The 14,321-nt window shown below is 63.8% G+C and carries 8 protein-coding genes and 1 pseudogene; 2 read left to right on the top strand and 7 right to left on the bottom strand.

Features of this window, described 5'->3' with window-relative positions; genetic code table 11:
- Positions 1-11: 11 nt before the first annotated feature.
- Both chrA and J3367_RS17895 read right to left on the bottom strand, forming a co-directional pair.
- Positions 12-1,427 (bottom strand): chromate efflux transporter, encoded by a 1,416-nt coding sequence (gene chrA, locus J3367_RS17900; protein ID WP_024351787.1) that lies wholly within the window; start codon positions 1,425-1,427, stop codon positions 12-14.
- A gap of 1 nt (position 1,428) precedes the next feature.
- Complete coding sequence (locus tag J3367_RS17895; RefSeq protein WP_024351786.1) at positions 1,429-2,247, bottom strand: chromate resistance protein ChrB domain-containing protein; 819 nt, start codon at positions 2,245-2,247, stop codon at positions 1,429-1,431.
- Positions 2,248-2,786: 539 nt separating this feature from the next.
- Between J3367_RS17895 and J3367_RS17890 the strand changes: the two genes are divergently transcribed.
- Positions 2,787-4,286 carry an ATPase domain-containing protein gene (locus J3367_RS17890; protein ID WP_024351785.1) on the top strand — a complete coding sequence of 500 codons (1,500 nt, stop codon included), beginning with the start codon at positions 2,787-2,789 and terminating at the stop codon, positions 4,284-4,286.
- 2 nt (positions 4,287-4,288) lie between these two features.
- Entirely contained in the window at positions 4,289-5,956 is a 1,668-nt protein-coding gene (locus tag J3367_RS17885; protein ID WP_024351784.1) for an ATP-binding protein, read from the top strand.
- A 641-nt stretch (positions 5,957-6,597) separates the two neighbouring features.
- On the opposite strand, the gene J3367_RS17880 is transcribed toward J3367_RS17885, so the two are convergent.
- The 5 genes and pseudogenes from J3367_RS17880 to J3367_RS17860 all read right to left on the bottom strand — a co-directional run bounded on the left by J3367_RS17880 (position 6,598) and on the right by J3367_RS17860 (position 14,061).
- Positions 6,598-7,458, bottom strand: a complete 861-nt coding sequence (locus tag J3367_RS17880; protein ID WP_024351783.1) for an alpha/beta fold hydrolase — start codon at positions 7,456-7,458, stop codon at positions 6,598-6,600.
- A gap of 167 nt (positions 7,459-7,625) precedes the next feature.
- A pseudogene (locus tag J3367_RS17875) lies at positions 7,626-7,822 on the bottom strand (ATP-binding protein); the annotation flags it as partial.
- Positions 7,823-8,114: 292 nt separating this feature from the next.
- Positions 8,115-11,993 carry a vitamin B12-dependent ribonucleotide reductase gene (locus J3367_RS17870; RefSeq protein WP_024351782.1) on the bottom strand — a complete coding sequence of 1,293 codons (3,879 nt, stop codon included), beginning with the start codon at positions 11,991-11,993 and terminating at the stop codon, positions 8,115-8,117.
- A 618-nt stretch (positions 11,994-12,611) separates the two neighbouring features.
- On the bottom strand, positions 12,612-13,109 hold the full coding sequence (gene gpt / locus J3367_RS17865) for a xanthine phosphoribosyltransferase (protein WP_009209626.1): 498 nt from the start codon (positions 13,107-13,109) through the stop codon (positions 12,612-12,614).
- Between the two features lie 196 nt (positions 13,110-13,305).
- On the bottom strand, positions 13,306-14,061 hold the full coding sequence (locus J3367_RS17860) for a competence/damage-inducible protein A (RefSeq protein WP_024351781.1): 756 nt from the start codon (positions 14,059-14,061) through the stop codon (positions 13,306-13,308).
- Positions 14,062-14,321 lie beyond the last annotated feature (260 nt).

Raw genomic sequence — 14,321 nt, 5'->3', positions numbered from 1 at the left:
TCTGGGCCGTCTCAGATCAACCCTCCTGCTAGATGCCAGAGTGCTCCCGCACCCGCGGCTCCCAGGAGAGTCGGCAGGATGCCGATGTTAAGTCGGAATAACGCCAGAGCGGCTGCGGCAAAAAGCAGTAGGGCCATTGGGTCAACGCTCGAAGGGACCGGAACATCGAGGGAAAGCAGACCCATTTGGGCTTCATCAACCTGTCGGAAGAGGACGTGCATCCCAAACCAGACGCCCAGGTTCAGGATCACCCCGACCACCGCCGCGGTGATCGCCGCGAGTGCGCCGGAGAGCGCGCGGTTGCCGCGCAACCGCTCGATGTAGGGCGCGCCGAGGAATATCCACAGGAAGCACGGCGTGAACGTCACCCAGGTCGTGAGCAACCCGCCGAGGGTACCGGCGAGGTAGGGGTTCATGCTTCCCGGGTCCCGGAAGGCGGCGAGGAAGCCGACGAACTGGGTGACCATGATCAGCGGCCCCGGCGTCGTCTCCGCGAGGCCCAGCCCGTCCAGCATCTCGCCGGGTCCGAGCCAGCCATATTGCTCGACGGCCTGCTGCGCGACATAGGCGAGAACGGCGTAGGCGCCGCCGAAGGTGACCACGGCCATCTGGCTGAAGAACACCGCGATGTCGGCGAAGGCATTGCCGGTGCCGAACACGATCAAAAGCAGGGCGACGGGGATCAGCCAGAGCGCCAGGAACACCCCCGAGATGCGCAGCGCCCAGGCAACATTCGGCTGGGCGTGATCCGGCACCGCTTGGCCCAGCGCGGAGTCGGCGTCGGACACTGTCGCTCCCTTCGATGGTCCGTGACCGCCGTTGCCTGAGAAGGCCGGAAGTCCTGCACGGGCGGCGACGTATCCAATGGTCCCTGCGGCAAGGATGATCGCCGGGAACGGCACGTCGAAGAGGAAGATCGCGGCGAAGGCCGCACCGGCTATCGCGACCATGATGCCGTTGCGCAGCGCCCGTCGGCCGATCCGGTTGACCGCTTCCAGCACGATCGCGAGGACCGCGGCCTTCAGTCCGAAGAACAGGCCGGCGACGATGCCGACATTGCCGAAGGCGACATAGACCCACGACAGCGCCATGATGGCGACAAGGCCCGGTAGGACGAACAAGGCCCCGGCGACGAGGCCGCCCTTCGTGCGATGCAGGAGCCAACCGAGATAGGTGGCGAGTTGCTGGGCCTCGGGCCCGGGGAGGAGCATGCAGTAGTTCAGGGCATGCAGGAACCGCTCCTCGCCGATCCATCGCTTCTCGTCGACGAGGATGCGGTGCATTACGGCGATCTGACCCGCCGGACCGCCGAAGGATAGGCAGGCGATCTTCGCCCAGACGCGGACCGCTTCACTGAAGGGAATCCCATGGTCTGGGGTGCGGGCGGATCCGGACGCGTCATGGCGGGAGGCGGGCAAGTCGGTCATCTCACAATCCTGCCTTCCGAACGGGCCAGTTGTGCGTCTCGTCCGTCGCGTCGCGGCACCAGCGGTAAAACGCGTCGTAGAGGAGCAGTCCGGCCTCCAGTTGCTCGAGGTCGTTCGCGTACATCCGCGAAAGGCCGAGCGATGCAGCTAGCAATCCGGCTGCTTCCGGGGCGAGGTCCGGTCGGGCGGTGTCGGCACCGCGAACCAGGGTCGCAAGCCGGAGCAGCGGCGGCGTCGCGAGATCGAGCTCCTCGACCATCGTGTCGAACGTGCAGCGCTCCCCGCGGTGGCTCCAGAAGACGTTCTCGACGTCGAACGGCGCGGCCCCGAAGCGCTCGCCGACCGCCTGGACCTCGGATGGCTGGACGAATAGGAACACCGCGAACGGATCGACGAAGCGTCGGATCAGCCAGGGACAGGCGATCCGGTCAACCTTCGGCCGGGCCCGGGTGACCCAGACGGTCCGACCCTGGCCGTCCCGACGGGGAAGCGAGGCTTCCGGCACGACCGGCAGGCCCGCAGAAGACCAGGCTTCGTGGCCACCCTCCAGCGCTTCGGCGGCGACACCTTCATGGCGCAGCCAGGCGGCGACGCCGTGGCTGAGCTTGGCGCCGGCATGGCAGACAACGACGACCGCTCTGGCGCGAAAGTCCGCCGCCCAGGTCGCGACCGTCGCATGATCCCTGCGCACCGCGCCCGGCACCAGCCGCGGGTCGGCGGCGAAGTCTTCCTCCGTCCGCACATCGACGACGAACGGACATTTCGGGGTGCCGACGAGGCGTGCAAGCTTGGCGTGTGTGATGGCGATCGTAGAAGCCATGACGCGTCCTTCCATGAATGGATGAGTGGACGCGATGCTTCGGCCGGGGCCTCGTGGGGTGATCGCAATCCCCATTCCGGCATTCAGCCAGGGCGGCCGTCAAAGTCAAGTCACCGCCGCGCCGATCCCCGCCATCGGATGCGAAGGAGGTTCATTCGCCACCATGACCCGGATTCGGAATTCATTTCCGACCCGGGTGGAAGCCATCCGTACGCTATGCGGCCGGTATAGTCTCAACCTGCCAGTTGCACGTTCAAGCTGTTCTGATCAGGCGGCATTTTGCCAAGTGAGGCCCCTGACGATTATTGGTGATCATCGGAGATGACGGATCGTGATCAGATTGTGCCGTCGAGCGTGTAGCGAACACCGTCTCCCGGTTACGAAATGGCCGCCTTGCACGCGACATATGAAGCCCGCGGTCGATTTGCGTCCAAGTTCGCTTCATCGCAGGTTTACCGATTGCCAGCATCCGTAGCTGCGGCTACCGATCAACCATGCGGATTGGAAACTGCATTGCCCATACCCTGCATGGAGCTCTTATGGAAACTGCAGTTATCAAAGCGAAGACGGGCGTAGCGGGTCTTGACGACATCCTCGTCGGTGGCTTGGCTCCCGGCCACGTCTTCCTGATGGAAGGCAGTCCTGGCACCGGTAAGACCACTATTGCTCTCAGCTTCCTCATGAGCGGTGCTGAGATCGGTGAGAGGGGCCTCTACATCACACTGTCGGAGACGGAGAAGGAACTGCGGGCCGGCGCGAGATCGCATGGCTGGGACCTCGGCGATACGATCGAGGTAAGCGAGCTCGTCCCTCCCGAAAGCCTGTTAGATCCGGATTCCCAGCAGAGCCTTTTGTATTCTTCGGACCTGGAGTTGGGCGAGACGACGAAGGCAATCTTCGACGCCTTCGAGCGCATCCAGCCTTCCCGTGTCGTCCTCGACAGCCTTTCCGAGATACGCCTGCTCGCACAGAGTTCACTTCGCTACCGCCGGCAGATCTTGGCACTGAAGCATTTCTTCGCCACGAAGAACGTCACCGTCCTCCTGCTTGACGACCTTACGACTGACACGATGGACAAGACTGTCCATTCGATTGCGCATGGCGTGATCAAACTGGAGGAACTTGCGCCAGAATACGGTTCGGAACGCCGAAGGCTTCGCGTCATGAAGTATCGCGGTCAGTCTTTTCGTGGAGGCTACCACGACATGGTCATCAAGAATGGCGGCGTGCAGGTATTTCCACGGCTTGTCGCGTCCGAGCACCGTATTCCTTTTACCCGGACGCAGTTGACGAGCGGGATTGCGGAACTCGACGCGTTGGTCGGCGGCGGGCTAGAGCAGGGTTCTAGCACATTGGTCCTCGGCCCTGCCGGTACCGGAAAGAGCACCTTCTGCTTCCAGTTCGCCGTCGCGGCCGTCGCGAGAGGCGAGAGGGTGGCGATGTTCATCTTCGATGAAGAGCTCGGCCTGTTGTTCGACCGGACGAAGGCCTTGGGGATGGACCTCGAGGCGATGAGGGATGCAGGGCTGCTGCTGATCGAGCAGGTCGATGCGGCAGAGCTTTCCCCTGGCGAATTTGCTCACCGTGTCCGGGATCGCGTCGACAGTTCGAATGCAAAAACCGTCGTCATTGACAGCCTCAACGGATATCAAGCAGCGATGCCGGCTGAAGGTTCCCTGACGCTGCACATCCACGAGTTGCTCCAATACCTGAACCGGCGTGGGGCAACCACCTTCCTGACGGTCGCGCAGCATGGTCTCGTCGGCGACATGAAGTCCCCTGTAGATCTGACGTACATCGCGGACACCGTCATCCTACTCCGATATTTTGAAGCTCTCGGCAATGTCCGTCGGGCGGTCTCCGTAATCAAGAAGAGAACGGGTCTACATGAGGATACCATCCGTGAGTACAAGATCGGAGTGACTGGCCTGGTCCTCGGACAGCCGCTGAAGGAGTTCCAAGGCGTGCTTCGCGGTGTACCTACTTTCATCGGCACCTCGGAAGGCGGACCGAGGTCTGTTCCAGAGGGCATGCTGTAGGGATGTCGGCACTGATTGCCCTCATCTTGTCGCCCGGCGGCAGGGACGCTGCCATTGCCGCGCGAATCATAGAGGATGTCGGCCTTCAGCCGGTCGTATGTGAGAGCTGCCAGGAACTGATCTGCCGGATCGGCGACGGCAGCGGCTTCGCGATCGTGACCGAGGAATCCTTTCGGGGCGTCGATCTCAAGCCATTGCACGACCGCCTTACTACACAGAATGCGTGGTCGGACTACCCCTTCATCATTCTGACGCGGCGTTCGGAAAGTTCGCAGCGAAATCCTGCGACGACGCAGCTTGCCGAACTTCTGCGGAACGTGACTTTCCTCGAGCGTCCATTCCATCCCTCGACGTTCATCAGTCTTGCGAAGACCGCTTCGAGAAGTCGTGAAAGGCAGTTCGAGGCTCGTGCCCGTATCGTCGAATTGCACGAGCGCGACGATCAGCTCAGGCAGGCAAACGAGACTTTGGAGACGCGTGTCGCCGAGCGGACGGCGGAAATGCAGTTGGCTCACGAAAAACTGGTGATGGAGGTTGAGCAGCGGGAGCGGACGGAAATTCTTCTGAGGCAGGCGCAGAAGATGGAGATGATCGGTCAGCTTACGGGCGGCATCGCGCACGACTTCAACAATTTGCTCATGGCGGTCCTGGGAAACCTCGAACTTCTGCATCGTCATATGACGCTCGATGCGAAGGCTGAACGCTTGGTCGACGGAGCTGTGAAGGGCGCGCAGCGTGGCGCCGCACTCACCCAGAGACTTCTGGCATTCGCGAGAAGGCAGGAGCTCACCCTCGCTCCGACGAACCTCTCCGAGCTCGTGAGGGGAATGGCGGACCTCTTGGACCGATCTCTCGGCTCGACAATCGAGCAGCATGTCGTACTTCCAGAAGGCATGCCTCTGGCTTTCGTCGACGGCAATCAGCTCGAGCTGGCTCTGCTCAATCTCGCAGTGAATGCACGTGATGCAATGCCGGACGGCGGCAGCCTAACGATCGAGGTGGACGTGCCGGATACGTTCGAAGCGATGGTGCTGCCATCGGGCACCTACGTGCGACTTTCAGTCTCCGATACTGGCTCTGGTATGAGCGAGGAGACGCTGAAGCGGGCGACCGAGCCTTTCTATTCAACAAAGGGCGTCGGCAAGGGAACCGGTCTCGGGCTGTCGATGATTCAGGGTCTTGCCGAACAACTCGGGGGATCGCTGCGGCTGACAAGCACGGTTGGCATAGGGACGCGTGCGGAGCTCTGGCTTCCGGTCGCCGCCGGCGCAGGCGAAGTACAGGCTGCCGAGCCAGATCTCGAAATTTCGGCGGTGACCGTCAGTTCCCGGATCCTGATAGTAGATGACGATCCGCTGATTTTGATGAGCACTGTCGACATGCTCGAAGATCTCGGTCACGAAGTCGTCGAGGCGGGTTCTGGAGCGAAAGCGCTTGAGATTCTGAACGCCGGTGAGCAGTTTGACCTGATGATCACGGACTTTTCGATGCCGAGGATGAACGGCGGTCAGCTTGCCCGTGCGGTTCATGAGCTTCGTCCAAGCCTGCCGATGCTTCTGGCCACAGGATTCGCAGAGATGCCGTCCGGTTCTGAAATCGAGCTGCCGAGGCTCGGGAAGCCGTATACCCAAGCGCAGCTAGCGGCTGAGATCGGGAAGCTACTGCGGTAATGTCAGATCGTACATGTGACTGGCGTGCGCTGAATATAGGAGGGCTGTTATGAAGCCTTGGGTGCCATGTATTCCGCATAACGAGCCTGTTGCCATTACAGCTATGCTGCCCGAGGATCTTGGACTGGAACCGCTCCCTTATGCGCACGGGCACGTGTTCGGACACCGGGGATTCCAACTATCCTCATGGTTATCTTAGCCTGGATGACAGCCTACACCTCTGAACTAAAAAGCCTCGTTTGCCGCCGACGGCGGGCTGGATGACCAAGTCGATCTGCTACTCTTGGGCTTGGGCTCCCAGCCCTTGTCGGCACATATGTCAGGGCTTCTGATCGACCGCATGCTCCGTTCGCTCGTCCTGATCAGCCTAGGTGCATTCGGTAACGTCGCCCCCGCTGTTGGGATGTCACCGGAGACCGCAAACGAGATGACGATGGCCGAATTAAATGAAAGCAATCGGGATTTTGCAGCGATAGCTTAAGTGCCTGACGTGGGTCGTGAGCGGTACGACAGCTACAGGCCATACCGTCCAGAAAGCCGCCGGTCGGCTTTCGGCCCGAACCGGAATCGGAAATCATTTCCGACCCGGGTGGGCTGCTGCCAGTCCGGTTGACGACGCTAAAGAGCCAAAGCGGACACGGCTACGTGTGGCTGAAAAACGCTCCCAACTCGACAGCCAGTTCCTCCGGCGCTTCCTCGGCCATGTGGTGGCCGCAGTCGAGGCTGCGACCCATCACGTCGTCGGCCCAACCTCGCCAGATGCCCAAAATGTCGCCGTGAAGTTCTTCGAGGTCATCGCGTGCTGACCAGAGAACCAGAAGCGGACAGGCCAGCCTGCGGCCCGCCGTCTGATCGGCCTCGTCATGAGCCCGGTCAATACCAAGTCCAGCTCGGTAGTCCTCAATCATTCCGTGAACGGTTGCAGGATCGTGGATCGCTGCATGGAAGTCCGCGTAGGCTTGTTCGCCCATAGCAGTCGGAGTCCCGCCATACCAAGCGTCCGGGTCGGCCAGGATCGCGCGTTCGGGCTTCTCGGGCTGCGCGAAGAAGAACCAGTGATACCAGGCGGTGGCAAAACGTGCGTCGCAGCGATGGAGCGCTTCCGCAATGGGGACGCCGTCCAGGATCGCAAGACGGCTGACGACGTTGGGATGGTCCATTGCTGTGCGGAACGCCGTGTAGGAGCCTCGGTCGTGGCCGACGAGCCCGAAGTGATCAAAGCCTAGGTGGTGCATGAGTTCCACGCAGTCTTGTGCTTTGGCCCGTTTGGAAGAGCCGGAATGATCGGGCGTGTCCCGTGGCTTTGAGGATTGGCCAAACCCACGGAGATCGGGGCAAACCACCGTGAAGCGATCGGACAGGACTGGGGCGACCCGATGCCATGTTGCATGGGTGCGCGGATGACCATGAAGCAAGAGGAGCGGCGGACCACTGCCACCCATGCGAACTCTTAGTGTCGCATTAGAAAGCTGGATCCGCTCCAGCTCGAAGCCTTCGAACATACGGCCTCCCGCCCGTTCTGAGATGATCCGGTGACAGTTAGGGCCGCGTTCGCTTATGGGTACGAGGCAAGTCTGCCCTGTCGACAGCAACGGGTCGCGAGCGGTACGACAGCTATCGGCCATACCGTCCAGAAAGCTGCCGGTTGGCTTTCGGCCCGAACCGGAATGCTCAGCAGATGGAAGAGCAGCGCGCCTTCGGAGGCACTTCCGGCAGGTATCCAATCTCGTCGGGGATCACGAGGTTGAGACGGGCAAGGGTCTCGGACAGTTAGCCGGCCTTGCCCTTGGCCTTCTCCTGTTCGAGCGTGTTGACAAGTTCGATGGTCGAGAAGAACCGGATTTTCCGACGGTAATGCTCGACTGCTCACCCCGCGGCGGCGGGGTGAGCGGGCTTCATGCGATCACGAGCGAACCTATGCGACGCTGAGCGAGATCCGGTGACGCATCAGGGCGCCGGTCCCCCGACAGCGCTTCCGTGATCCCTGTTTGTTCCTGCTTGCATTCCTGCGCGGCGGTGCCGCGCAGGTTAAGTCATTCTATTGGCGTCGTTTTCAGGACGTCGCGAACCTAGGTTTCAGTTCCTACCTTGTCGAAGGCGCTCACAACTTTGCTTCCGATTCCACAAATTTGGTATTCCCAACATCTATCGGATCGGATCAGCTGCAGCCGCTGGTCGAGCCGCAGGTGTCGCATTTCAGGCAGGTGCCATTGCGGACCATCGAGTAGTTGCCGCATTCGGTGCAGCTGTCGCCGGTGTAGCCCTTCATCATGGCGATGGAGCGCCGTTCGGCGGTCGACGGTGCCGCCGCCACATTGGCGGTGTCCTTCGCGCTCGCCTCATAGGCCAGCGGCTGATCGAACAGGCCCTGGGCCGGCGTCGTGTCCGACGTCGGGGCCGGATCGGCAAGCGGCGCCTGCTCGTAATCGCGCTTGAAGGCGGCCGCCGGCGTGCCGAGCGCCGTCGGCGACAAAGCCGTGGCCGTGGCGGCAGCCGTTGCCGGACGAGCGGTGACGCGGGCAGGGGATCCGCCGGCGGTGTTGGCCGCCGTCCGCGCGGCCGTGGTCACCGGCTTGGTGCCGGCCGGGGCGTTGGCTGCGTTGCCCTGGGGCTCGGCCGAGGAGATCAGCCGGAATTTCGACGTCTGCCCGCGGACCATGCCGTGGGAGACCGGCAGCGGCTGCGGCTTGTCGCCCTCGACACCGCGACCGAGGGTCGAGGCGCCGAAATCCTCCGGCTGGACATGGGCGAGATCGTGCCGGTCCAGATAGGAGACCGCCAGCTCGCGGAAGACGTAGTCGAGGATCGACGTGGCGTTCTTGATCGCCTCGTTGCCCTGCACCATGCCCGCCGGCTCGAAGCGGGTGAAGGTGAAGGCCTCGACATATTCGTCCAGCGGCACGCCGAACTGCAGGCCCAGCGAGATGGCGATGGCGAAATTGTTCATCATCGCCCGGAAGGCCGCGCCCTCCTTGTGCATGTCGATGAAGATCTCGCCGATGCGGCCGTCATCGAACTCGCCGGTGCGCAGATACACCTTGTGGCCGCCGACGATGGCCTTCTGGGTGTAGCCCTTGCGCCGGTTCGGCAGCTTCTCGCGGTCCCGGACGACCTTCTCGACGATCCGCTCGACGATGCGCTCGGCGACTTCCGCGGCCTGGGCCGGCTTGGTCGCGGAGGCGAGCGCCGCGGTCGCCATCTCGACGGCGTCCTCGTCCTCGTCGTCCTCGTCGGCGATCAGCGAGGCGTTGAGCGGCTGCGACAGCTTGGAGCCGTCGCGGTAGAGGGCGTTCGCCTTCAGGGCCAGCTTCCACGACAGCATGTAGGCCGCGTTGCAATCCTCGACCGTCGCCTCGTTCGGCATGTTGATGGTCTTGGAGATGGCGCCCGAGATGAAGGGCTGCGCCGCCGCCATCATGCGGATGTGGGATTCCACCGACAGGTAGCGCTTGCCGATGCGTCCACAGGGGGTCGCGCAGTCGAACACCGCCAAGTGCTCGGGCTTGAGGTGCGGCGCGCCCTCGAGCGTCATGGCGCCGCAGACATGGACGTTGGCCGCGTCGATGTCCTTCTTCGAGAAGCCGAGGAACGGCAGGAGCTCGAAGGCGAAGTCGGCGAGCTGCTCGTCGGAGACGCCCAGCGTCTCCTTCATGAACGCCTCGCCGAGGGTCCATTTGTTGAAGACGAACTTGATGTCGAAGGCCGAGCCGAGCGCGGCGTTCAGCGCGGCGATGTGCTCGTCGGTGAAGCCCTTGGCCTTGAGCGAGCCCGGATTGATCGCCGGTGCCTGGTTCAGATTGCCGTGGCCGACCGCATAGGCCTCCATCTCAGCGATCTGGGCCTCGGTGTAGCCGAGCGAGCGCAGGGCCTCCGGCGCGGCGCGGTTGATGATCTTGAAGTAGCCGCCGCCGGCGAGCTTCTTGAACTTCACCAGCGCAAAGTCGGGCTCGATGCCGGTGGTGTCGCAATCCATGACGAGGCCGATCGTGCCGGTGGGCGCGATCACCGAGACCTGGGCGTTGCGGTAGCCGTTCTTCTTGCCGAGTTCGACGGCATCGGTCCAGGCGGTCTTGGCCCGGGCGGAGAGGCGCTTGTCGGGCAGCGAGGCATGGTCGAGCGGGACCGGGTCGACCGACAGGCCCTCATAGCCATTGGCGATGCCATGGGCGGCGCGGCCATGATTGCGCATGACGCGCAGCATGTGCTCGGAATTGCGCTCGTAGTCCGGGAAGGCGCCCAGATGCCCGGCCATCTCGGCCGAGGTCTTGTAGGCGACGCCGGTCATCAGCGCCGCGATGGCGCCGCAGATCGCCCGACCCTCGTCGGAATCATAGGGGATGCCAGCGGTCATCAGCAGGCCGCCGATATTGGCGAAGCCGAGGCCCAGCGTGCGGTAGTCGTAGGACAGCCGCGCGATCTCCTTGGACGGGAACTGCGCCATCATCACCGAGATCTCGAGGACGACGGTCCACAGGCGGGTGGCATGCTCGAAGGCGTCGGTATCGAAGCGCTTGATGCCCTCCGGGCCGTCGAGGCCTTCCTCGCGGAACTGGATAAGGTTCAGCGACGCCAGGTTACAGGCCGTGTCGTCGAGGAACATGTACTCCGAGCACGGATTGGAGGCACGGATCGGGCCGGCCGCCGGGCAGGTGTGCCAGTCGTTCATGGTAGTGTTGTAGTGCAGGCCGGGATCGGCCGAGGCCCAGGCGGCGTAGCCGATCTGGTCCCAAAGCTCGCGTGCCTTCAGGGTCTTGGCGACCTTGCCGTCGGTGCGACGGATCAGGTCCCAGGTGCCGTCCTCCTCAACCGCGCGCAGGAAGTCGTCCTTCAGCGAGACCGAATTGTTGGAGTTCTGGCCGGAGACGGTGAGATAGGCTTCGGAATCCCAGTCGGTGTCGTAGACTGGGAATTCGATGTCGGTGTAGCCCTGCCGCGCGAACTGGATGACGCGCTTGACGTAGTTCTCCGGAACCTGGGCGCGCTTGGCGTCCTTGACCGCGCGCTTGAGCGCCGGGTTCTTCATCGGCTCGAAGCAGTCGCCGTCCGGACCCTCGCAGTTCACGCAGGCCGACAGGATCGCCTTGAGGTGCTTGGACACGGTCTTGGAGCCGGTGACGAGCGCGGCGACCTTCTCCTCCTCGCGGACCTTCCACGAGATGTAGTTCTCGATATCGGGATGGTCGATGTCGACGACGACCATCTTGGCGGCGCGGCGGGTGGTGCCGCCCGACTTGATGGCGCCCGCCGCACGGTCGCCGATCTTCAGGAAGCTCATCAGGCCCGACGACTTGCCGCCGCCGGCCAGAGTTTCGCCTTCGCCGCGCAGATAGGAGAAGTTGGAGCCGGTGCCGGAGCCGTATTTGAACAGGCGCGCCTCGCGGACCCACAGATCCATGATGCCGCCGTCATTGACCAGATCGTCGGCGACGGACTGGATGAAGCAGGCATGCGGCTGCGGATGCTCGTAGGACGACGTCGAGCGAGTCAGTTCGCCGGTGCGGTAGTCGACGTAGTAATGGCCCTGGCCGGGACCGTCGATGCCGTAGGCCCAGTGCAGGCCGGTGTTGAACCACTGCGGCGAGTTCGGCGCGACCTTCTGGGTGGCGAGCATGTAGGCGAGCTCGTCCTTGAAGGCGGCGGCGTCCTCTTCCGAGGCGAAATAGCCGCCCTTCCATCCCCAGTAGGTCCAGGTGCCGGCGAGCCGGTCGAAGACCTGCCGCGCGTCCATCTCCGAGCCGGTGCGCTCGGCCTCGGGCAGCTTGGCCAGCGCCTCCTCGTCGGCGACCGAGCGCCAGAGGAAGGAGGGAACGTCGTTCTCCTCGACCTTCTTCAGCGCCTTCGGCACGCCCGCCTTGCGGAAATATTTCTGCGCCAGGATGTCGCTGGCGACCTGGCTGAACTGGGCCGGCACGTCGATGCCGGCGAGGCGGAAGACCACCGAACCGTCGGGGTTCTTGATCTCGCTCGTCGCCTTGCGGAACTCGACCGAATGGTAGGCGCTCTCGCCAGCCTTCGTGTACCGGCGTTCGATCTTCATGCCCATGACGGTCCTCGTCTATTCCGTGTTTGCCGCAACGAATCGCGCCAGCGGGCGAGGGAAACCCCTTCGCGCGGCGCGTTGTCTCGAAAAATCGCCACCGGGCGCATGTGGTATGGGGCCCGGGTGGCGACACTAGATATAGTATATTCGGGGTGGTTAAGCGACTCTGAATCGGGCGTTTGCGACCGGAGGCGGCAGCTTATCCACCTATTCCCGACGGGCCTGTGGACAGCGGTTAACGCCTTGGCGCCACGCGGCCGGTTCTGCCCTGCCGGCCGGCGCTCCAGCCCGCGCCGGATCGCACTCGGGCGGGTCCGCAGCTTCGCGGCCAACCTCGCAGGGGGAGGCTGGCGAGCGCAAGTGTGGACGGCGGTTGAAAGCGGGGACAAGTCCGCGAAGGCGCCGGAGCCCGGTTGTTTCGTCGGACGCTTGATGTCGCACCGGTGCGGTCCGGCAACGGTGCGAAGGCGGGCATAGGAAGCCCAAGCCATATCTGCCGGGCGCGGCGGCCGAATCGGTGTCTGGCTACGAAGATCGGCGCCCGGACGCGTCTCGCCCCTTCAGCCGGACACCGAAACGGACCGGCCAGGGTGCTCTATCGCTGGGTGGCGTTTGTCAGCCGAGGGTGCTCTTGCTGATCGGCGCCTGGAAGGTCAGGCCGAGATCCCAGGGGAAGAAGATCCAGGTGTCCTGAGACACTTCGGTGATGAAGGTGTCGACCAGCGGCCGGCCCTTCGGCTTGGCGTAGACGGTGGCGAAATGCGCCTTGGGGAGCATGGTGCGCACCAGGCCGGCGGTCTTGCCGGTGTCCGTCAGGTCGTCGACGATCAGGATGCCGTCGCCCTCGTCCTTCAGGAGTTCCGGCGAGATCTCCTTGAGAACCCTGAGCTCTCCCTGCTCGCTGTACTCGTGGTAGGAGGCGATGCAGACCGTCTCGATCAGGCGGGTGCCGATCTCGCGGGCGATGATGGCCGCCGGCACGAGGCCGCCACGGGTGATGCAGACGATGGCGCGCCAGTCGTCGCGCTGGCTCGCCAGCCGCCAGGCCAGCGCCCGTGCATCGCGGTGAAACTGGTCCCAGGAGACGGGGAAGGATTTCTCGACCGTGGACATGACGCGCTTCCGGGCTGCTGGAGGGAGCGGTTGCGATAGATCGAATCATCCCGCCGATGCAAGCCGCGTTGCCCGCGGACGCGTCACGGACGCCGGTTTCCACGCATAAAACCGCCGAGGGCCGCAGCACTGCGGCAAAACGGACACGTTGCCGCCGTCGGATCGGGAGGAGATCGCCGGTCCCCCGGGCTCGGTCCTACTCCTTGGAGCGCGCCCGACCGAGATCCTCGAGCATCGCCGTCACCGCGGCTGCGGCGCTCTTCAGCGCCGCATCGTCGCGCGAGCGCACGACGATCTCGGTGGAATAGCGGTCCCCGTCGAATTTCGGATAGGAGCCGATCGTCACCGCCGGGTGCGCCTTCGACAGGGTGCGCAGCGGGTCGCCGATGTCGCCCTCGCCATACGGGCAGGGGATGGCGAGGCTGGCGATGGCCTGGCCGGCCGGCAGCGTCGACAGGACATTGCCCAGCATGGCCTGGAAGATCTGCGGGACACCGGCCATGACGAAGACATTGTCGATGCGAAAGCCCGGGGCCTTGGACACCGGATTGTCGATCAGCGTCGCGCCCTCCGGGGTGCGGGTCATGCGGCGGCGAGCGTCGGTGAAGTCGAGGCCGCGGCCGGCATAATAGTCCGCCAGGAGTTCGACCGCCTCGGGATGCTCGCCGATGGGCAGCCCGAAGGCGGCGGCGACCGCATCGGCGGTCAGGTCGTCATGGGTTGGGCCGATCCCGCCGGAGGTGAAGACGTAGTCGTAGCTGCGCCTGAGGGTATTGAGCGTGTCCGCGATGAAATGCGGCTCGTCGCCGATAATGCGGACCTCCTTGAGATCGATGCCGGCGAGCGTCAGGAATTCCGCCAGATGGCCGATATTCTTGTCCTTGGTGCGCCCGGACAGGAGCTCGTCGCCGATGGCGAGCATCGCGGCAGTCGCGGCGGGTTGGGCACTCATGGCGAAGCTCCGGCACTGCGCTGGGACCACGGCACGGACTGCGTCCGCGCCCTCCACAGCTCGATCGATTCTCAGCGGCACCACCCGGTCCGGACGGCGCTGCAGCACCGCTAATGAGGGCGTTCGGCGCCGCAAGGCAAGGCCCGGCGCGAAACAGCAATGCGCCGCTTTGCTTCTGCGGGGTGACGGTGCGTTGCAACATTTCCACCTCTCGGATGCCGGCAATCCGACTAGGTAAGGGCCAGAGCCCATCCGGCCTC

This window comes from Aurantimonas sp. NFXS3, from assembly GCF_049132005.1.
Taxonomy (GTDB): Bacteria; Pseudomonadota; Alphaproteobacteria; order Rhizobiales; family Rhizobiaceae; genus Aurantimonas; species Aurantimonas coralicida.
Note: the sequence above shows the minus strand (reverse complement) of the source record. Positions and strands in the feature narration are given on the sequence as shown.